Here is a 21,083-nt window from a genome sequence, read left to right on the forward strand (position 1 = left end):
TTTTTTAAATATGAAGATAAAATTATTAATAGCATTTTTGGTTTTAGGATGTGTCTCTGTTATAGCCCAAACGAAAGTAAGTGGTTATGTCTTTGATGAAACCAACGAGCCAATAGCCTTCGCCAATGTGCTTTTTAAAGGTTCTACAGAAGGTACTATAACAAATGAAGATGGTAGGTTTTATCTAGAATCTGACGAAACTTGGGATGCACTCATAGTTTCTTTTTTAGGCTTCGAGGTTTTAGAAGTACCATTAACTCAAAAGGTAAACTACGATCTAAAATTTATATTAAAAGAAGAGGCTTCAACACTAGGGGAAGTATTGATTGTTACAGGAAAACAATCTAAAAAAGCTTCTGAAAACCCAGCGATTAGAATTCTAAAGAAAATATGGGAACGTAAACGCCTCAATGGTTTAAACCAGTTTAAGCAATACGAATACGACCAATACGAAAAAGTAGAATTTGACTTAAATACCATAGATAGTGCACTTATTAAAAGTAAGCTTTTTAAAGGTATGGAGTTTGTCTTCGAAGAGGTTGATACTTCTAATGTAACTGGTAAAACGTACCTACCTATTTTTTTAAATGAATCCGTAAAAAAGGTTTATGGAGACAATGTTATTAATAAGAAGCGCGAGGATTTAATAGGAAACAAAAACTCAGGATTTAGTAACAATCAGGTTATAATTGACTTTGTTGACGATTTGTATTCAGACTATAATGTCTATGATAATTATCTCAAGTTTTTTGACAAAAGCTTTGTAAGTCCTTTGAGCAGAACAGGTATACAAACCTATAATTATGTTTTATCTGATAGTGCGTTTATAGATAATAAATGGTGCTACAATATTATTTACTATCCAAGACGAAAAAATGAACTCACTTTTAAAGGTGATTTTTGGGTAAACGATTCTACTTATGCTATAAAGGAAATTAACCTTCAAGCCTCAAAAAGTGCAAATATCAACTGGGTAAAAGAGATATATATAGAGCAAGAGTTTGAAGTGTTGAATGATTCCGTTTTTTTGATAAAGCGTGATTATTTTCTGTCTGATTTTGCATTCAATAAAAAGGAGAAATCCAGAGGAATCTATGGAAAACGTACAACGCTGTATGATAATTATAAATTCAACCAGCCAAAAGAAGAAAAATTCTATGAAAAGGAAGTTTATAATTATGATGCCGATGTTTACAACAGAGAGGATGAATTTTGGGAAAATAATAGGTTAGAAGCCTTAAATAAAGACGAAAAGGGTGTTTATAAAATGTTGGACACGCTTAGAACGGTAAAAAAATTCAAAAGGTTATATAATTTAGGGAGCATACTCGCTTCAGGATATATTGAGTTTCCTAGTATAAATTTTGATTACGGTCCTATATTTTCAACATTCGGTTATAATGAAGTTGAAGGTGTGCGTATCCGAACAGGTGGACGAACTTATTTTGGACCAAATGACCTTTGGAGATTGGAAGGGTTTTTAGCCTACGGATTTAGAGACGATAAATTTAAATATGGCATTTCTGGAAAATGGCTATTAGACAAAAAAAGTAGGCTTACCATTTTTGGCGGTTCAAGGCGAGATGTGGAACAAATTGGTGCAAGTCTTACCAGTTCTACTGATGTTTTAGGGAGAAGTTTGGCTTCATCATCGGTTATTGGAACAGGTTCCAATGATAAATTGAGTAACATTAAACTGACTAACCTTGGTATGTCCATAGAGCCATCACGTAATTTTGAAATACGCTTAGATGGTAGCTTTAGAACTATAAGTTCGGCTTCACCAACATTTAGTTTAGATTATAATGATCCAGACTCTCCAACTGGAATTTCATCAGAAGTTAAACAATTTGAAAGTCGATTGTCACTAGCCTTCTACCCAAAACGACAAATGACAGGTTTTGGAGTAGAACGCAAAAACAAAAATGATGATTTTGCAAGATTATTTGCGCAAATTAGTCGTGGAGACAAAGATTGGTTCAATAGCGATTTTAATTATACAAAACTTCAATTCTCGTACATACAACCTTGGCAAGTTGGTGGTTTTGGCCGCTTAACCACGTCGATTGAGGCTGGTAAAACCTTTGGTGATGTGCCATTGTCTTTATTAAGTATTGTTCCTGGTAATCAAACATATTTTTCAATATATAATACATTTTCGCAGCTCGACTTTTATGAGTTCGTAACAGATACTTACACCTCAATGCATATTGAGCATAATTTTAATGGACGCTTATTTTCGAGAATTCCTTTTTTAAAGAAATATAATTTAAGAGCTATTGCAAGTCTTAGAGGTGTTTGGGGAGAATTGTCAAACGATAATATTGCATTGAGCACTACAGGTAATCCTGTTGAATTTCCACTCGTTGCACCAGACTCTAGGATTTATTACGAGTACAGTGTTGGAGTTGCCAATATTTTTAAAGTACTGCGCATAGATTTTAATTTTAGAGGAAATTACCTTGACAATCCAGATGCTAGACGATTTGGTGTAACAGGTAGTTTTGGGTTTTATTTTTAAGGATGCTTATGTTTTGCTAAACAAAAGTATTAGAATATCTTTGCAGCCCTTAAAAATGATGATATGACAAAGCCTAACAAATTAACCTTCGATGTGTTAATAGAAATTCCAAAAGGAAGCCGTAATAAATATGAATACGATTTTGAGTTAAAGAAAATCCGTTTCGATCGTATGTTATTTTCTTCAATGATGTATCCTGGTGATTATGGTTTTATTCCAGAAACTTTAGCTTTAGATGGTGATCCTTTAGATGTTTTAGTAATGGGTACCGAGCCTACATTTCCAATGTGTGTTATGGAAGTTAAACCTATTGGAGTATTCCATATGGCTGATGAAAAGGGACCAGATGAAAAGTTAGTATGTGTGCCTGTTAGTGACCCTATTTGGAATACTTATGAAGATATAAATGAGTTAAATCAGCATAGAATAAAAGAGATTACACACTTCTTCCAGGTCTATAAAGATTTAGAAAAAAAGAAAGTTGATGTAGGTGGTTGGGGAAATGCAAAAGAGGCTTACGATATTCTTAACAAATGCATTGAGCGTTATGAAACAAGTGAACATAAAGCCAATGGAGATTTTACTATATAATAGGTAATTAAAAAACCAACGATAAATCAACCCTTTTGCATTGCTTGTAAAAGGGTTTTTCTATTAACATTCATTTTACTACTTTTGCCCAGCTAAATAATAAACCAAACTTAAATTATATAATATGGAATCAATGATGATTTACATGCCAATAGCTTTGGCGGCTTTAGGATTAATTTACATGCTAGTAAAGAAATCTTGGGTTATGAAACAAGATGCTGGAGATGGTAAAATGAAAGAAATTTCAGACCACATATATGAAGGCGCATTGGCGTTCTTAAATGCAGAATATAGATTGCTCGCAATATTTGTAGTTATTGTAGCAGTAGCTTTAACAGCAGTATCTTTTATAGTACCAACAACACACTGGCTGATTGTGATTGCTTTTGTTTTTGGAGCAGTGTTCTCTGCATTTGCAGGAAACATCGGAATGAAAATCGCAACCAAAACAAACGTTAGAACAACGCAAGCGGCACGTACAAGTTTACCAAATGCACTTAAAATCTCTTTTGGAGGTGGTACAGTAATGGGACTTGGTGTAGCTGGTTTAGCTGTGTTAGGTTTAACGGTATTTTTTATCATTTTCTTCCATGTATTTATGGATGGTGTTTGGACGACTACAATGGACATGACTATCGTGTTAGAAACGCTAGCAGGTTTTTCATTAGGAGCTGAATCTATTGCATTGTTTGCACGTGTAGGTGGTGGAATTTACACCAAAGCTGCCGATGTTGGAGCTGATTTAGTAGGTAAGGTTGAAGCTGGAATTCCTGAAGATGATCCTCGTAATCCTGCTACAATTGCAGATAACGTAGGTGATAATGTAGGTGATGTTGCTGGTATGGGTGCCGATTTATTTGGGTCTTATGTTGCAACTGTATTGGCTGCGATGGTTTTAGGTAACTATGTGATTAAAGATATGGGAGGTGCAATCTCTGATGGTTTTGGGGGTATTGGTCCTATCTTATTGCCAATGGCTATTGCTGGTGCAGGAATTATCATTTCTGTAATCGGAACCATGTTGGTGAAAATTAAAAACAATGATGCTAAAGAAGCTCAAGTTATGGGAGCTTTAAATGTTGGAAACTGGACGTCAATTGCATTAGTTGCATTGTCTTGTTTCGGATTATGTATATATATGCTTCCTGAAACAATGCAAATGAATTTCTTCGGAGAAGGTTTACAAGAGATTTCATCAATGCGAGTATTTTATGCAACTCTAGTAGGTTTATTCGTAGGAGCTGTGATTTCTTCAGTTACTGAATACTACACAGGATTAGGTAAAAAGCCAATTTTAAATATTGTACAACAATCATCTACAGGAGCAGGTACAAACATTATTGCTGGTTTAGCAACAGGTATGATTTCTACATTCCCTTCAGTATTATTATTTGCTGGAGCAATCTGGGCTTCGTATGCATTTGCAGGATTCTATGGTGTTGCCTTAGCAGCTTCTGCAATGATGGCAACTACAGCTATGCAATTAGCTATTGATGCTTTCGGACCGATTTCTGATAATGCAGGTGGTATTGCTGAAATGAGTGAACAAGAGCCAATCGTAAGAGAACGTACAGATATTTTAGATTCGGTTGGTAACACAACTGCTGCAACTGGTAAAGGATTTGCTATTGCTTCTGCAGCATTAACGTCATTAGCATTATTTGCTGCGTATGTAACGTTTACAGGTATTGACGGAATTAACATCTTTAAAGCGCCAGTATTAGCAATGTTATTTGTTGGTGGTATGGTACCTGTAGTGTTTTCTGCTTTAGCAATGAATGCTGTAGGTAAAGCAGCTATGGAAATGGTGGAAGAAGTACGTCGTCAGTTTAGAGATATTCCAGGAATTATGGAAGGTACTGGTAAGCCAGAATATGATAAATGTGTGGCGATTTCTACACAAGCTTCTTTAAAAGAGATGATGTTACCAGGTCTATTAACTATTGGTTTCCCATTAGTAATTGCATTTGTACCTATGTTATTTGGAATGAGTCATGTTGCTATTGCCGAAATGTTAGGTGGTTATATGGCTGGTGTTACAGTTTCTGGTGTATTATGGGCAATCTTCCAAAACAATGCTGGTGGAGCTTGGGATAACGCTAAGAAGTCTTTTGAAGCTGGTGTTGAGATTAATGGCGAAATGACTTATAAAGGTTCTGATGCACACAAAGCTGCCGTAACCGGAGATACTGTTGGTGATCCATTTAAAGATACATCTGGTCCTTCAATGAACATATTAATTAAATTAACCTGTTTAATTGGTTTAGTAATTGCGCCAATTTTAGGTGGTCATACTTCAGATGAAGGTTTAGCAAATATAGATGACGAAGTTTCTATTGAAATGACTGTAAAGTCTAAAGATATGGCAAAAGCTACGGTAAACTATACATCTATTAAGGATGGAAAAAAGGTTTCTGAAGTTGTCGTTTTTGAAGGTACAGAAACAGAAGTAAAAGAAGAATTGGAAGCTTTTGAATCAACTGTAAAAAATGAGACTGGTGATATTGAAAAAGTAATTAAAAACGTAGATATAACTAAAGAATAAACTTTAGTTAAAATTCAATAATAAAAGCACCTCTAGAGGTGCTTTTTGTTTTACAATATGATAACTTATAACTAACAAGTTTAGGTGTTTTGAATAGTAGTTTTATGGAAATTAAATTAATCCAATCAAATGAAAAAAATTACTATTCTTATGGCCGTTTTAATTTCGGTCTCAGCTTTTTCGCAAGCTAACATTCAAATTACAGAAATATTTTCTGGACAATCAGGAACAGATTTAACTGCAGATTGGTTCGAAATTCATAACACAGGTAATACAGCTTGGGTATCTGGTGTAGATGCAGATTTGTATTATGATGATGAATCTGCAGATGCAACAACAGCAGATCTTATTCAAGGTATAACAGATTTACAATCCGGTGAACGTGCTATTGTTTTAGTTACTGATAATACAGCAGGTGAGGTTAATACTTTTATATCTGTTTGGAGTGAAGTTGTTGATCTTACAAATGTTGAAGTAGGTTATACAGATGGTGCTGGTTTAGGTGGTGGAGGTGATACTGTAGTGGTATGGCTAGGAGATCCTCTAACTACAGGAACTATAATTGATACCGAATCTTATCCTGATACGGCTTCAGATGATGGACTTTCTTATGATGTAGAATTAGCAGCTTTCAGTATTCCTGGTAATATTAATAATGCTACTACTACGCTCGCGCTTGGAGGAAGTGCTAATGATGTACCGAATGTTGCTTCGCCAGCCAATGCACAGCCAATACCACCAACTTTGATAATTACTGAAATATTTTCGGGTCAAGAAGGTGATGACTTAACCGAAGATTGGTTCGAGATTCATAACACAGGTACTATTCCTTGGATTTCTGGGGTTAATGATGATTTATACTATGATGATGATTCAGCAGATGGAACTGCAGCAGATCTTATTCAAGGTCTTACAGATATTCAATCAGGAGAACGTGTTATTGTTTTAATAACGGATAATTTAGCAGGTGAAGTTGCTAACTTTATAACTGTTTGGGGTGAAGTTGTAGATTTATCTGATATTGAAATTGGCTACACTGATGGTTCTGGTCTAGGTGGTGGTGGAGATGCTGTAACTTTATGGCTAGGAGATCCTTTGACTACTTCGCCAATAGCTTCAGATTCTTATCCAGACACAGTTTTAAACGACGGACAATCTTATGATATAGAACTAGGTGAATTCAGTACAATTGGTAACATAAACAATGCTGTAGCAACCAACGCTCTAGGTGGAGATTTAATGGATGTTCCTAACATTGGTTCGCCAGGAAATGCAACAGCAATAGGAACTATAGTTGAGGTTGAATTTACAGAGGTTTACGATTCTGTTATGGAGAATGAAGGTAGTATTACTTTTGCAGTTTCAATTTCAGAAGCACCAACAACTGATGTTACTGTAGATGTAGATGTATTGGATGGAGGTACTGCAGTCGAGGGAAGCGACTTTACTTTACCCTTTGCTCAAACACTTACATTCCTTTCAGGAAGCACAGATAGTCAAACCATAACAATTCCTATTTTAGATAATACTGAAGATGGAAGCGATTTATACTTTATGGTAAATCTTCAAAATGCTGTAGGTGCTTTAATAGGAAGTGAATCAAAATTTTCAGTTTATATTCTAGATGATGATACTATTGTGCCAACAGAAAATACTTCAGTCTTAGATGCTAATTATTTAACTAGTTATACAATTGATGCAAATGGTACAGCAGAAATTACAGCTTACGATCCAACATCTCAACGTTTATTTGTAACCAATAGCTCTAGTATAGAAATTTTGGATTTTTCAGATCCAAGTAGTATTTCTTCAATTTCCTCAATTAGCTTGCCACCAAATACAAGTGGTGTACAAAGTGTTGCAGTTAGCAATGATATGTTAGCTGCAGCGATTTCAGCAAATCCTACAACAGATTCTGGTTTTATATTGTTTGCTGACACTGACGGTAATAATCAAGTTGTTGTTACAGTTGGTGCTTTGCCAGATATGATAACATTTACACCAGATGGAACAAAATTATTATCCGCTAACGAAGGTGAACCAAATGGAGATTATTCTATCGACCCAGAAGGAAGTATATCAATTATTGATGTTACAGGTGGTTTAGCAGGTATAGACCAAAGCGACGTAACAACTTTAAACTTTAATGCATTTGATGCTCAATTGGCATCATTATTGGCAGATGGAGTTAGAATTTTTGGGCCTGGCGCAACAGTTTCACAGGATTTAGAGCCAGAATATATAGCTGTTTCAGATGATAATTTAATGGCTTATGTTGCGCTTCAAGAAAATAATGCATTAGCTACTGTAGATTTAACTACAAATACAATTGTAAGTGTGTCTTCATTTGGAGTAAAAGATCATAGTTTGGTAAACAATTCTCTAGATACAAGTGATGAGACTGATTTTGTATTCAATGCTTCTTGGCCAATTTATGGTGTGTATATGCCAGATGCAATAGATTATTTTAATGTAGAGGGAACAGGTTATATCATCACGGCAAACGAAGGTGATGCAAGAGAGTACAACGGATTTGAAGAAGAACGAAAATTAGGTGATAGCGATTATGTTTTAGACCCAACAATTTTTAGCAATGCAGATTTACTTGCCATTGATACCAATCTTGGAGATATAGGAATTACAAATGCATCTGGTAATACGGATGGCGATTCTTATTATGAAGAAATCCATGTATTTGGTGGTCGTTCTTTCAGTATTTTTAATGCGAGCACAGGAGATATAGTTTTTGATAGTGGTAATGATTTCGAAGTTATTACAGCAGCACATCCTACTTATGGTGCAATTTTCAATGCTAGTAACGAGAATAATAGTTTTAAAAATAGAAGTGATAACAAAGGTCCAGAGCCAGAAGGTGTTTTGGTAAAAGAAATAGATGGTTCTTATTTTGCTTTTGTGTTATTGGAGCGTGTAGGTGGTGTTATGATTTACGATGTTAGTGTGCCATCTGCACCAGTTTTTCTTCAGTATCTTAACAATAGAGACGCTATTGCTGGTGGTTCAGAAGGTGGAGATTTGGGACCTGAAGGTATAGTATTTGTTGATGAAAACGATAGTCCAACAGGTACTGCGCTAATTATAGTGTCTAATGAAGTAAGCGCTACTTTGTCTATCTATTCTTTGGATAATGTAACCTTAGGTTTAGAAGAATATAACTATAATAATAACTTTAGTATGTTCCCTAATCCTGCTAATACAATAGTGAATTTTAGTAAAGCAGATGATTATAAACTTTACGACTTTTCTGGTCGTTTGGTTAAGCAGGTCAAAAATTCTTCATCTATAAATGTTGAAGGTTTAGCGCCAGGAATGTATATGATTAATAACTCAAAAGGATTATCTAAAAAGTTAATGGTAAAATAAATCTAGAAATTTATAACCATAAGCCTCATCAATTGATGAGGCTTTTTTATTTTTACATAACAAGAATATAGATGTTTAAAAAAGATCCACTTCAAATCATTGCATTTCAGGGTTATGGCACAAATACCCATTTCTATGCTCGTGGTAGAGCATTAGAAGACGAGTCTATTGAGCTTGAAAATCAGAATATTTGGCATCTTATCATCAATACTTGGAAACGTTTTGAAACAGATGAAATAAAAAATGTTGGTATTAACATTAAACTGCCAAACGGTAAAATTTTAAAAGGAAAAACAGATAAAGATGGTTATTATAAGGTGGAAGCTAATTTATCTGAGTTATCTAAGCTTGCTAATGATGAAGGTTGGTTGCCTTTTGAATTATCTTACAACGATGTAAATATCAAAAGAACTATTCAGAATGAAAATAGATTTCCTGGTGAAATATTAATACCCTCAACCAAAGCTCAATTTGGTGTTGCTAGTGATATAGACGACACTATTTTACATACAGGTGTAGTAAGTACTTTAAAATGGAAAGTGATTTATAATTCGGTATTTAAACACGCTAAAAATAGAATTCCACTTGAAGGTGCTGCTGATTTTTATCATAAATTACACAGAGGTGTATCTAACAAAAATGCAAATCCAATATTTTATGTAAGCCATAGTCCTTGGAATCTCTATCGTTATCTCGAGTTGTTTTTAAAACAAAATAACTTTCCTAAAGGTCCAATTTTATTGCGTTCTATGAGTAATTTGCTTAAACGAAAAAAGCAAGATGAAAAACCTCAAAAACAAAAAGAAATTCTAAACCTTCTAAAAACCTATCCTAATTTACCTTTTATATTAATTGGTGATAGTGGCGAGCACGATCCTGATATTTATATGGAAATAGCCGAAGAGTTTCCTGATAGAATTTTGGCGATATATCTACGTAGCGTCAAGCACAAAAAGCGTATGCTTCGTGTAAGAGGCCTTGTAGATAATTATAAAACCACTGAGGTGTTGTTGGTAGAAAGTAGCGAACAGGCTATTGAACACGCCAAAAGATGTGGGTTTATTGCCTAAAATAAACCATTAATCTGTGCATCAATTTTATTAATGATACCTCCTAAATCTTCAGGATTAGCAACAAAATCTAAGTTGTCTACATCAATTATTAGTAAGTTACCTTTATCGTATTTCGTAATCCAAGCTTCGTAACGCTCATTCAATCGGCTTAAATAATCGATACTGATAGTGTTTTCATAATCACGACCACGCTTATGGATTTGCGCTACGAGATTTGGAATAGAACTACGCAGATAAATTAATAAATCAGGACCTTTTACAAAAGATTCCATAAGCTCAAACAAAGACGAATAATTCTCAAAATCGCGATTGGTCATTAAGCCCATAGCGTGTAAGTTTGGAGCAAAAATATGAGCATCTTCATATATGGTTCTGTCTTGTATAATATCTTTTCCGCTATTGTGAATTTGATTTACTTGACGAAATCTACTGTTTAAGAAATACACTTGTAAGTTAAAGCTCCAACGTTCCATCTGATTGTAAAAATCATCTAAATACGGATTGTCAACCACGTCTTCTAATTGTGCTTCCCACTTATAATGTTTGGCTAGTAATTTTGTGAGCGTAGTTTTTCCAGCTCCTATATTTCCTGCAACAGCAATGTGCATAGTTTATTCTTTTTTTAATTGGTATTCCCTGAGAATTTTGCTGTCGTAAATATACAAGGTTTCATTGGTTACCAAAAACTGATTTATTAACAAATTTGGAAGCTTAATTGGTTTTATTTCAGTACTGTTTTTTCTTAAAATATAAAGACTGTTTTCCCTTTTTAAGATTAGTTGGGCTTCACTAAAAGCCAAGCTGTCGTAACCTTCATTCTTATATTTGGCTATTAGGCTACCGAAATAATTATAGATATATAAATAGTTTTCGGTAAGCATATAGCATTGATTATAGTCACTTTTTAAATCTAATATTTCTGATTGAATAGGTACTGTTTTTTGCTTCACCTTTTTTGTTTTGTAATCGTACAATTCTAGTTGTTGCAAATCTTGATTAAACAACCAGAGCGTACTGTCGTAACCTGTAGAAACAAAACTTACATTTTTGTAGATTGGTAAGGTGTTAAAATCGATTTTATAAATCTCGGCTAATCGATTGTCAAGAATAACTACGGTATTAAAATCGCGATAAAATAAATTGATTTTTAAAGGATTAAAAGTATTGGCAGAAGAAATTTCACCTAATTGAAAGTTGCTATAAACAATCGTTGTGTCGTTAGATTTTTTGCGAAAACTATTGTCTTCAGCAGCATAATATAGCGTGCCAAAATTATCTGCACCAAATATGTTTTTGGCTTTAATCTTGGACGAATCTATAATGCTAGTCTTTATTTGCTCCTGAGCAGCAAGAGAAAAACTAAACATAAAAATAAAAATAAACAGCTTTTGCATAAGGTTTAGAAAAGTACAAAAATTGAACCATATCTATAACTTTATAAAACTAGTATTTAGTATTAAAAGATTATACAGTTAATTTATACCCAAATCCACGAACGTTTATGATCTGAATATTTTCGTCCTTATTTAGTTTTTTACGCAATTTGGTAATAAAAACGTCCATGCTTCTGGCAGAGAAAAAATCATCTGTTCCCCAAAGTTTGTTAAGAATGAGAGACCGATCCAAAACCTGGTTTTTGTTTTTAACAAGATGAAATAAAAGATGTGCTTCTCTGTGTGTTAATTGCATAGAATCTTCTGATTTATACTGAAGCTGTTGTTTGGGAAAATCGAACATATAATCACCAATTTCTAAAATTTTTGATGTTTTCTGAACTTTGGTGCGGTTAACCAAATTATGAATTCTAACAATTAACTCTTCCATACTAAATGGTTTCTTCAAGTAGTCATTGCCGCCAATAGAAAAACCTTCTACCACATCTGCAGTTTGCGATTTTGCAGTTAAAAAAATGATAGGAATTGTATCATCTATTGCCCTTATTTCTTTTGCTAGAGTAAAGCCATCTTTTTTTGGCATCATAACATCTAATACTAAAATTTCAGGAGTTTCAGATTTGTATTTTTCAAAAGCTTTTTCGCCATTATCACATAAGATGACTTCAAAGTCTCTTGTCTCTAAACTCTCTTTGATAATCTGGCCTAACGCAGATTCATCTTCGGCTAATAATAATTTTATGTTACTAACCATTTGGAAGCGTTATTTTAAATGTTGTTTTATTATTTAAATCTAAAGAAATGGATCCATTATGCTTGTCTATTATTGTTTTGGTGTAGTACAAGCCAATTCCAAAACCTTTTACATCGTGCGTGTTACCTTTAGGAACGCGGTAAAACTTTTCAAATATGCGCTCTTTATTTGCCTTAATTAGAGAAGTGCCATTATCGGAAATTAAGATATCAAACATATTACCTTTAGGAATTAAATCTATTGAAATAGTATCTCCTCCGTACTTTACAGCATTATCTAAAATATTATTTAAAGCATTTTCAAAATGAAAAGCATCCACTTCAGCTAATAAGCTTTCTGCATTGAAATTTGAATGAAACGTTTTTTCTGGATATTGAATTTTGTAACGATTCACTAGCGAATTAAGTAGCGTGACACAATCTACAGGCTCTTTATTTAACTCAAGATTATCACTGTCTAAAGTAGCAGTTTCAAGTAGTTTTTCTACCATTAAGTTTAGTTTTCCTAATTGTTCGGAAGACATATTGATATATTTTTTTGTCTTCTCCTTGTCTTCAATAGCATTAAAATTACTGATGCTTTCTAAGGCTACTCCAATAGTTGCAATAGGTGTTTTAAATTCGTGGGTAATGTTGCTTATGAGGTCGTTTTTTACTTCAGCCAATTGCTTTTGGTGTTTTATAATTTTCAATAAATAGAATAGGGAACTTATTATGGCAAGTACTAATAATAATGATATTAAAATACCACCAAGACTACGTTTTAAAATCGACCTTGTTTCATTAGAAAACCCTAATTTTAAAACACTATGCTCTGGCAGAAAAGTCGATTTTGATTCAACATAAATATTATGCTCGTGGGAATCAACACCCAATATTTTGACTTTACGTTTCTTATTTTTCTCTATGATTGATTTGTCAGGTACATTATGATAATAGGACAACTGGTGGTCTAAATCAAGTTTTTTTCTCTTTAAATCCTCATAGAGTAGTTTGTTTACTTCTCTAACATCTAGAGAATCGTTTCTCATAGATAAATAAACCTTTGTCGTCAAAAATTCGATATTCTGTAGGTTTAAGGAATCTGATTCTAAGCTCTTAATCACTTGGATTTCTTTAATATCCTCTGGTTTTATAAGATTTAAAGAGTCATATCTAAAGTCAAACGCTGTAAGATAAGACTTAATAGTAGAATCATTCTCATAGAAACGGTGTGTTAATGAGTTTTTTGAAGAAAAAGCATAGGATGTTTCTTTGGCTAAACTTGCATAATAATCATCTACTGCTTTATCTAGACTAATTTGTACATCTCTGATTAATTGCTGTTTATTAGAAGTATAGTTTTTGTAATTCCAATACACTTGAATCCCAATGGTAATTAGAATAACTGAAATAATAATGTATAATATATACTTATATAGCCTATCGTTCATACCTCAAAAGTAGAAGTAAATATTTAGTAAAACTAATCGGTTAACACACGTTAACGTTAGTTAACTTTAGAAATGAAAATGATGTTTGATATTTGTGAAACTAATCAGTTAAATAAGAAATCATGAAACACATTACCATTACCATTGTAGCGCTTTTAATATCATGTTTAAATAATGATAAAGTAACTGGACAAAATTATATTGAAGATTATTATCAAACAATTTACCAAGCAGATATGGCTTATAGTACGGAGGATTATCAAAAAGCCTTTGAGTTATACCAAGCTGCCTTTGAGTCTTGCGAACCTGTAAATACACCTATATATTATGAGATTTCAAAATTTGCCGAAACTTGTGCCATTTTGGGTAAAACGGAATTGGCTGTTGATTTTCTAAAAAAGGATTTTACAACAGGATCCCAATTAGAACATAAATTAAAAAACAGCAATTTTGATAATCTTTTTGCATCTAGCATAGGCAAAGAGTTAATAAAGAATTATGATAGCTTAAGGCAGCAATATTTATCCAGCATTAATCAAGATTTAAGACAAGAAATTGCAGAAATGCAACGGAACGATCAAAAATATAGAGCACAACCAGGCTTTATGGAAAGTACTGAAATGAAACAAAAACAAGAAGAAATTGATAACTATAATACTAAACGACTCATTGAAATATTTGATGAGTATGGGTATCCTAACGAAAATGTTATTGGTGGTTTTAATATTGATAAAACACCAGTGTCTATAAATGGTATTTTATTACATACATCAGACTCTATAAGAATCAACTATTTTATACCTAAATTAAAGGAGTATATTGAAAATGGTGAATGTTCACCAAGTGTTTTAGGACCTATAATTGATCAATACTATCTGTACAATAATCAGCCACAAATTAATGGAACATATACCAAACCAGATGGCAGTTATTCTAATATGATTGATGATTTGGATAAAGTAGATGAAAATAGAATATCTATAGGTTTACCACCTTTGTGGTTACAAGAAAAAAGAGATAATTTAATCAAAGAAAAATATGGGTACTAACATAATAAGAAATCAAATAAATTAAAAACACAATCAAATGACAACAGTAATTAAAATAGCAGTCGTGGCATTAGTGCTAACTGTAACAGGTTTACAAGCCCAAGATTTTCAAGGTGTAGCAACCTATAAGACGCATCGTGCTTTTGACATTAAAATGGATAGCACACAAATGAACTCTGATATGCACAAGCGTATGATGGAGATGATGAAAAAGCAATTTCAGAAGACATTTATACTCACCTTTAATAAGGAAGAATCTTTATACAAGGAAGACGAAAGTTTAGATAAGCCACAAGTAGCCATGGGAGGAAACATGGATTTTGTTATGGTAGGTGGCGGAGGATCTGATGTGTACTATAAAAACACTAAGGATAAGCGTTATACCAATCAGATGGATACTTTTGGGAAATTATTTTTAGTAAAAGATAATATTGAAGATATAGAGTGGAAACTAGAGTCCGAAACCAAGTATATAGGAGAGTATCAATGTTTTAAGGCTACCTATACTAAAATGGTAGAAAAACCTAGAATTGTTATTAATACAGATGATGAAGAAACGGAAGAGGATTTAGACAAAGAACCAGAAATGGAAGAACGTATAGTAACGGCATGGTATACACCACAGATTCCTATAAGTAATGGACCTGATGATTATCAAGGTTTACCAGGCTTAATATTAGAAGTGCACGACGGTAAATTAACCATTATTTGTAGTAGAATAGTACTAAATCCTGAGGATAAAGTGGAAATAAGTGAGCCAGAAAAAGGGAAAGAGGTAACTCAAGCCGAGTATGAAAAAATAATGGAGAAAAAAGCCAAAGAAATGCAGGAACGTTTTAGTCCCAAAAGAGGACGAAAAGATGGTGAGAGCATCTCAATTACAATTGGTGGCTAAATTCTTAACATAAGTTTAACTTATACGGGTTTTACTTTCTTCATCCTATAGAGTCTAATGGAATATTAACACATGTTGCGTTTTAACATTTGTAAGTTTTTTAATATTAAAACATTGGCTGTAATGCTTTACATTTGTTATCCAACAATAACCATTAAAGATGAAGAAATCATTATTAAAAATTGCTTTAGTATTTACAGTATTGCTAGTTGGCTCTAACGCTTTTGCGCAAGATTTTCAGGGCAAAGCCTATTACATGTCTAAAACTACAATGGATTTAGATGAATTTGGAGGTAGAGATATGAGTCCTGAGCGTAAGAAACAAATTCAAGAGCGAATGAAAAGCTTTTTGGAAAAAGTTTACATACTTACGTTTAACAAAGAAGAGTCAATATACAAAGAAGATGAAAAGCTTGAAGCTCCAGGTGGAGGTGGTAGAGGTTTTGGTGGATTTGGTTCTAGCTTAACGGGAGGTCCAAAATACAAGAACGTAAAAACAAAAGAACTAATACAAGACCAAGAGTTTTTTGGGAAGCAGTTTTTAATTAAAGATGAATTAAAAAATCTTGAATGGAAAATGGGTACAGAAACCAAGCAGATTGGTAATTATACGTGCTTTAAAGCCACTGCTACAAAAACCGTAGATGAATTCGATTTTAGAAGTTTTAGACCAAGAGGTAGAGGTAATGATGAAAAGAAAGATGAAGAAAAAGCTAAAGATTCTACAAAGTCTGGTGATGAAACAAGCAAGAGTGACAATCCTATGGACGAAATTGAAGTGCCTAAAACCATTGAAGTTGTAGCATGGTACACTCCACAAATACCAATTAACCAAGGTCCAGGTGATTATTGGGGTTTACCAGGATTAATATTAGAAATTAATGCGGACAGAACTACAATTTTATGTACTAAAATTGTTTTGAATCCTGAAGAAAAAGAAGATATCGATAAGCCAACAAAAGGGGACGAAGTTACTCAAGCCGAGTACAATGAAATCATCACTAAGAAGATGGAAGAAATGCGAGAAATGTATGGTGGTCGCGGAGGTCGTGGTGGCCGAGGCGGAGGTCGTAGAAACTAATTCACATAAAAAAACTAAATAACTAAAATGGCTATTACATAAATAAAGTCATTTCATTTGCCAATCAAACAAACTTTAACGAATGAAAAAATTATTAGCACTACTATGCTTAATAGTAGCAGGAAGTTCCTTTGCTCAAGTTAAAATGCAAGGTGTTGTAAAAGATAGTATAGGCGAAACTTTGGAACTTGCCAATATTATTGCTATTAACCAAGAAACTAACACATTAGAATCTTATGCCATTACTAATGATCAAGGTAAATACGTTCTTTCTTTAGGAAAAAATGGTAAATACAAAATACAAGTAAGTTATATTGGTTTTAAAACAATTGATGAAGCTTTAACTACTCAAGAAGCAGATATCAATAGAGATTTTATTATGTCTCCAGATAACTCATTAGATGCGGTTGAACTTACCTATGAAATGCCTGTAACGGTTAAGGGAGATACTTTAATCTACAATGCAGATTCTTTTAAAAACGGTTCTGAAAGAAAATTAGAAGATGTCCTAAAAAAATTACCTGGTGTTGAAATTACAGCAGAAGGTAAAATAGAAGTTGAAGGAAAAGAAGTCTCTAAGTTAATGGTTAACGGAAAAGATTTCTTTGATGGAGATACCAAATTAGCTACTAAAAATATTCCTTCTAATGCTGTAGATAAGGTACAGGTCTTACGTAATTATGCTGAGGTAGGTCAGTTAAGTGGTGTGCAAAACAATCAAGATAATGTTGCTATAAACATTAAGCTAAAAGAAGGAAAAGAAAACTTTTGGTTTGGTGATATCACTGCTGGTGGTGGAACGGCACCTTCACCAAACGATGAACTCTATTTAGTACAACCAAAACTATTTTATTATAGCCCAAAATATAGCATTAACCTTATTGGAGATATGAATAACATTGGTGAAGTGGCATTAACCAATAGAGACCTAAGAAACTTTGGTGGTGGCTTTAGAATGCCAAGTAGAACAAGTGGTACTAGTATTAACTTAGGTGATAATGGTCTTGGTGGATTAACAAACATTGCTAATTCGCAAGAGGTAATTACCAAGTTGGCTGCAACAAACTTTAGCTATTCACCTAACGAAGCTTTAGACTTAAGTGGATTTTTGATTTACAATAGTTCTAGAATGCGTACTAGAGAAGATAGCTATATAGATTATATTGAATTTGAGGACGACCCAAACACACCAATAGATGAGTCTGCAAATATTCCACCAGACGAAAAAACAGAACAGACAGGTAGAGAAGCTACAAATCAGTTTTTAGCAAAGCTAAGTGCATCTTACAAACCCAATGTAAATAATCAATTAAATTATGATTTACTTGGTCGTTTTTCAAAGGACGAAGAGAAGCAAAATTTATTTTCTACTATTGTAGGTAATACCAATCAAGTAGATACAGCATCTCCGTTTAGTATTAATCAGAATTTGAATTATTACTACACATTAAATGAAAACAACATCTTTGCTTTTGAAGCACAACATTTAATAAAAGATGAAGACCCATTTTATAATGCGTTATTGGTAAACGATCCAACAAATAACGATGATCCAGACAATGATGCTTTTGATAATACAGCTGAAGGATTAGGGCTAGATAGAGATCAATTTTCTTATGATTTAAATCAAGATCGTCGTGTAAAGTCTAATCAATTAGATGCAAAATTAGATTACTATAATATTTTAAACGCAAAGAGTAATATTAACTTCACTCTTGGTACGATTTTAAGTCGTCAATCCTTTAATTCTAGTATTTTTCAGTTTTTAGATGATGGTACAACAATAGAGCCAACACCAAGTATAATGGATGCTGATGGTAATTTGTTGACTACAGAAAATGATGTGGAGTATAATTTTAGTGACATCTATCTTGGTGTTCATTATAGGTTTAAAACAGGTAAATTTACTATTACACCAGGTTTATCTTTACATGCCTATAGCAACAAAAACACACAATATGGTGAAACCTTGTTTGATGATAATTTCTTTATGGTATTACCAGATTTTGAAACAAGAATTCAGTTTAAAAAGAGTGAGAGTTTAACATTTAACTATAGAATGAACACATCTTTCACAGATGTTACAAATATTGCTGAAGGCCTAGTGATGAATAACTACAATAGTTTTAACTATGGTAACCCAGAATTGCAGAATTCGCTATCACATAATTTGAGTTTATTTTATTCTAGTTTCAACCTGTTTAATTATACTAATGTATTTGCAGGAGCAAATTATAGTAAAAATATAGACCAAATCCGTTCCCTTACTAATTTTGAAAACGTTATTAGAACAAGCAGTTATTTTAACTCAGGTTTTGCAGATGAGAGTGCATCATTATTTGGTAGAGTGCAACGTACATTTGGTAAAGTAAGAGCGAGTTTAAGAGCAAACTTTAATTACAGTAAGATTAATCAGTTTGTTCAAGGCACACAATCTGTTAATGAAAGCTTTTCGCAAACCTATACACCATCGATTAGAACAAACTTTAGAGAAGCACCAAACGTAAGTTTTAGCTATAGATATAGTATTTCTCAAAACGATCAAGGTACAAATACTACAAAGTTTACAACTAATGCACCTTCTATTGAGTTTGATGCATACATCTGGGATTCTGTAACATTCTTAACAGACTTTACTTATAATGAACAAGATAATGGTGAAGGGCAAAAAGATATTTTTAAAACATGGAATGCTTCTTTAAGCTACAGAAAAAATAGTGATGCTAAATGGGAGTATTCTCTAAGAGCTTCCAACTTATTAAATATAGATTCTAATGTTAGTAATGGTGCAGGAAATATTTCTGTATTTAGCTCAGAAACATTTATACAACCACGATTTGTCACCTTTAGGTTGACATATACATTGTAATAAAAAAGCCTTCTCAATTGAGAAGGCTTTTTTATACTAAATATTCAAAATCTAATAATCCCTTAACACATGAACTATACCTGAAATTGTATCAATGTTATCTCCATCTCTTATTATAGTTCCAGAAAAGTTAATGTCAACATATTCACCAATCTCACCAAATGAAGTTAGATTAAATGTGAGGGTTGATTCGTTGTTGGGAGTAGATGTCCAATAAAGACCTATACATTCTCCCCACATTGAAAAATGTGGTTCAGAAATATCTGATACTGGCAAATTTAAGCTGTAAGATCCTATGTAAGATTCTTGATTCAAGGTTCCAAGTATATTTAAGCATGAATTTCCATTAGTACTATCATTAATGGATAATGTATGGCTCCCATCCCAATTAACATAAAAGATACAAGAGATATCATCTATTGCCAAGTAGCTATCAACCCCATTAATTGAATATTGAATAAATTCAACTGATGAATTACAAGCATTAATTACACCAATATTAGTAGTTGGAGATGTAAAGGTGTAATTTATTTCAGTGGTAAGTTGAAGGTTATTGAAATCAACTCCTTTGATGCTGAACGTATTATTTTCAGGGCATCGAAGTAAACTAATTTCAAATTCACCATTAATTACACTATCTATATATGATAAGTCACCATAAACTAGTTTAACATAACCATTTGTAACGGCATCACCATCACAAGTGTTAAATGTGCCAATTACAGTTTCTCCAATGAAACTTGGGATATCAGGTATAATGATTGTAATATTTGAGTCTGAAGAAAATGATCCTATAGTGCTAGTATATATAGGTGAATTGTTGCAATTATTATGAAGGTATATATTAAGACTTAGTGCTTCATTACTTGGAACTAATCCACATACTTCACCTTTTTCATTGGTCTGACCTTCACTTGTTCCATAAGTTGAACTTGTAATTGTTACTAATAAATTATTAAGTTCATTTCCTTCTTCATCTGTTGCAGTAACACAAAGCGTAATAGCTTCTGCTGGTATATCACAGTTCCAAAAGCTAAAATGCGAAACCGTACCAACATACATATTACCTTGTAAAGTAGCGAAGCCTTCTTCTTTCCAATAACCTCTAGCTTCATCGAAATGCCAAAGTGGAATAGTGGCAGGTGCAATACTCATTAGGCTAGGATCTACAGGCATTTTAATTTCGGAAGTAGAACCTACAGCTAAGTTTAATTCTTCACCTCCAGAGCCTCTAAGCTCTACGGCAAGCATTCCTAATGTTTGCAGCATACGCTCAGCACCATCTTCATTTTCGGCATACAACATACCTGGCATTTGCATTGGCATATCTTCATCTGCTGGGTCTAAGTGATGCATAATAACATCAACAGCACCAGAGTATGAAGAACCATCTTCTTTTATAAAATTACCGTCAAAGCTAACAGAGCTTCCATCATTGACTGTAATGGTTTCTGAAGCACCACTATTTACAGTGCCAACAACAGTTGCTTCTAACAGC

General features: G+C 33.3%; 14 protein-coding genes. 9 read left to right on the plus strand and 5 right to left on the minus strand.

The window, feature by feature from the left end:
- The first annotated feature begins 10 nt into the window (after positions 1-10).
- The 5 genes from ACFFGA_RS05065 to ACFFGA_RS05085 all read left to right on the plus strand — a co-directional run bounded on the left by ACFFGA_RS05065 (position 11) and on the right by ACFFGA_RS05085 (position 10,108).
- Positions 11-2,521: a DUF5686 and carboxypeptidase-like regulatory domain-containing protein gene (locus ACFFGA_RS05065; RefSeq protein ID WP_386060556.1), complete on the plus strand. Its 2,511-nt coding sequence runs from the start codon at positions 11-13 to the stop codon at positions 2,519-2,521.
- A gap of 63 nt (positions 2,522-2,584) precedes the next feature.
- Positions 2,585-3,112, plus strand: a complete 528-nt coding sequence (locus tag ACFFGA_RS05070; RefSeq protein ID WP_386060559.1) for an inorganic diphosphatase — start codon at positions 2,585-2,587, stop codon at positions 3,110-3,112.
- Positions 3,113-3,236: 124 nt separating this feature from the next.
- On the plus strand, positions 3,237-5,657 hold the full coding sequence (locus ACFFGA_RS05075) for a sodium-translocating pyrophosphatase (protein ID WP_386060562.1): 2,421 nt from the start codon (positions 3,237-3,239) through the stop codon (positions 5,655-5,657).
- 129 nt (positions 5,658-5,786) lie between these two features.
- Complete coding sequence (locus tag ACFFGA_RS05080; RefSeq protein ID WP_386060565.1) at positions 5,787-9,038, plus strand: choice-of-anchor I family protein; 3,252 nt, start codon at positions 5,787-5,789, stop codon at positions 9,036-9,038.
- Positions 9,039-9,109: 71 nt separating this feature from the next.
- Positions 9,110-10,108 carry an App1 family protein phosphatidate phosphatase gene (locus ACFFGA_RS05085; RefSeq protein WP_386060567.1) on the plus strand — a complete coding sequence of 333 codons (999 nt, stop codon included), beginning with the start codon at positions 9,110-9,112 and terminating at the stop codon, positions 10,106-10,108.
- Here ACFFGA_RS05085 and ACFFGA_RS05090 read toward each other — a convergent pair.
- The 4 genes from ACFFGA_RS05090 to ACFFGA_RS05105 form a co-directional block, all read right to left on the minus strand.
- Positions 10,105-10,719 (minus strand): deoxynucleoside kinase, encoded by a 615-nt coding sequence (locus ACFFGA_RS05090; RefSeq protein ID WP_299114415.1) that lies wholly within the window; start codon positions 10,717-10,719, stop codon positions 10,105-10,107. The genes ACFFGA_RS05085 and ACFFGA_RS05090 overlap by 4 nt on opposite strands.
- Positions 10,720-10,722: 3 nt before the next feature.
- The gene (locus ACFFGA_RS05095) at positions 10,723-11,505 is read right to left on the minus strand and encodes a hypothetical protein (RefSeq protein ID WP_386060569.1); all 783 of its coding nucleotides are present in this window, start codon (positions 11,503-11,505) and stop codon (positions 10,723-10,725) included.
- Positions 11,506-11,575: 70 nt separating this feature from the next.
- Positions 11,576-12,259, minus strand: coding sequence for a response regulator transcription factor (locus ACFFGA_RS05100; protein WP_386060571.1), 684 nt, complete (start codon positions 12,257-12,259; stop codon positions 11,576-11,578).
- On the minus strand, positions 12,252-13,691 hold the full coding sequence (locus tag ACFFGA_RS05105; protein ID WP_386060573.1) for a sensor histidine kinase: 1,440 nt from the start codon (positions 13,689-13,691) through the stop codon (positions 12,252-12,254). The genes ACFFGA_RS05100 and ACFFGA_RS05105 overlap by 8 nt, the downstream gene beginning before the upstream one ends.
- Before the next feature lie 122 nt (positions 13,692-13,813).
- Here ACFFGA_RS05105 and ACFFGA_RS05110 point away from each other — a divergent pair, with 122 nt between their 5' ends.
- The 4 genes from ACFFGA_RS05110 to ACFFGA_RS05125 all read left to right on the plus strand — a co-directional run bounded on the left by ACFFGA_RS05110 (position 13,814) and on the right by ACFFGA_RS05125 (position 19,585).
- Positions 13,814-14,740 (plus strand): DUF6624 domain-containing protein, encoded by a 927-nt coding sequence (locus ACFFGA_RS05110; protein WP_386060575.1) that lies wholly within the window; start codon positions 13,814-13,816, stop codon positions 14,738-14,740.
- Between the two features lie 37 nt (positions 14,741-14,777).
- The gene (locus ACFFGA_RS05115) at positions 14,778-15,635 is read left to right on the plus strand and encodes a GLPGLI family protein (RefSeq protein ID WP_386060578.1); all 858 of its coding nucleotides are present in this window, start codon (positions 14,778-14,780) and stop codon (positions 15,633-15,635) included.
- Positions 15,636-15,795: 160 nt separating this feature from the next.
- On the plus strand, positions 15,796-16,716 hold the full coding sequence (locus ACFFGA_RS05120; protein WP_386060581.1) for a GLPGLI family protein: 921 nt from the start codon (positions 15,796-15,798) through the stop codon (positions 16,714-16,716).
- 82 nt (positions 16,717-16,798) lie between these two features.
- Positions 16,799-19,585: a TonB-dependent receptor gene (locus ACFFGA_RS05125; protein ID WP_386060583.1), complete on the plus strand. Its 2,787-nt coding sequence runs from the start codon at positions 16,799-16,801 to the stop codon at positions 19,583-19,585.
- 51 nt (positions 19,586-19,636) lie between these two features.
- On the opposite strand, the gene ACFFGA_RS05130 is transcribed toward ACFFGA_RS05125, so the two are convergent.
- A partial coding sequence (locus tag ACFFGA_RS05130; protein ID WP_386060586.1) for a hypothetical protein occupies positions 19,637-21,083 on the minus strand: 1,447 nt, incomplete at its 5' end.

The sequence above is a fragment of the Winogradskyella pulchriflava genome (assembly GCF_042434315.1).
In the GTDB taxonomy this organism is placed as follows: Bacteria; Bacteroidota; Bacteroidia; order Flavobacteriales; family Flavobacteriaceae; genus Winogradskyella; species Winogradskyella pulchriflava.

Bases quoted from the DNA above. Each gene is read 5' to 3' on its own strand.
- ACFFGA_RS05090 (WP_299114415.1), bottom strand. From the start codon at position 10,719: ATGCACATTGCTGTTGCAGGAAATATAGGAGCTGGAAAAACTACGCTC.
- ACFFGA_RS05065 (WP_386060556.1), top strand. From the start codon at position 11: ATGAAGATAAAATTATTAATAGCATTTTTGGTTTTAGGATGTGTCTCT.
- ACFFGA_RS05075 (WP_386060562.1), top strand. From the start codon at position 3,237: ATGGAATCAATGATGATTTACATGCCAATAGCTTTGGCGGCTTTAGGA.
- ACFFGA_RS05095 (WP_386060569.1), bottom strand. From the start codon at position 11,505: ATGCAAAAGCTGTTTATTTTTATTTTTATGTTTAGTTTTTCTCTTGCT.
- ACFFGA_RS05085 (WP_386060567.1), top strand. From the start codon at position 9,110: ATGTTTAAAAAAGATCCACTTCAAATCATTGCATTTCAGGGTTATGGC.
- ACFFGA_RS05100 (WP_386060571.1), bottom strand. From the start codon at position 12,259: ATGGTTAGTAACATAAAATTATTATTAGCCGAAGATGAATCTGCGTTA.
- ACFFGA_RS05070 (WP_386060559.1), top strand. From the start codon at position 2,585: ATGACAAAGCCTAACAAATTAACCTTCGATGTGTTAATAGAAATTCCA.
- ACFFGA_RS05105 (WP_386060573.1), bottom strand. From the start codon at position 13,691: ATGAACGATAGGCTATATAAGTATATATTATACATTATTATTTCAGTT.
- ACFFGA_RS05120 (WP_386060581.1), top strand. From the start codon at position 15,796: ATGAAGAAATCATTATTAAAAATTGCTTTAGTATTTACAGTATTGCTA.
- ACFFGA_RS05125 (WP_386060583.1), top strand. From the start codon at position 16,799: ATGAAAAAATTATTAGCACTACTATGCTTAATAGTAGCAGGAAGTTCC.
- ACFFGA_RS05110 (WP_386060575.1), top strand. From the start codon at position 13,814: ATGAAACACATTACCATTACCATTGTAGCGCTTTTAATATCATGTTTA.
- ACFFGA_RS05080 (WP_386060565.1), top strand. From the start codon at position 5,787: ATGAAAAAAATTACTATTCTTATGGCCGTTTTAATTTCGGTCTCAGCT.
- ACFFGA_RS05115 (WP_386060578.1), top strand. From the start codon at position 14,778: ATGACAACAGTAATTAAAATAGCAGTCGTGGCATTAGTGCTAACTGTA.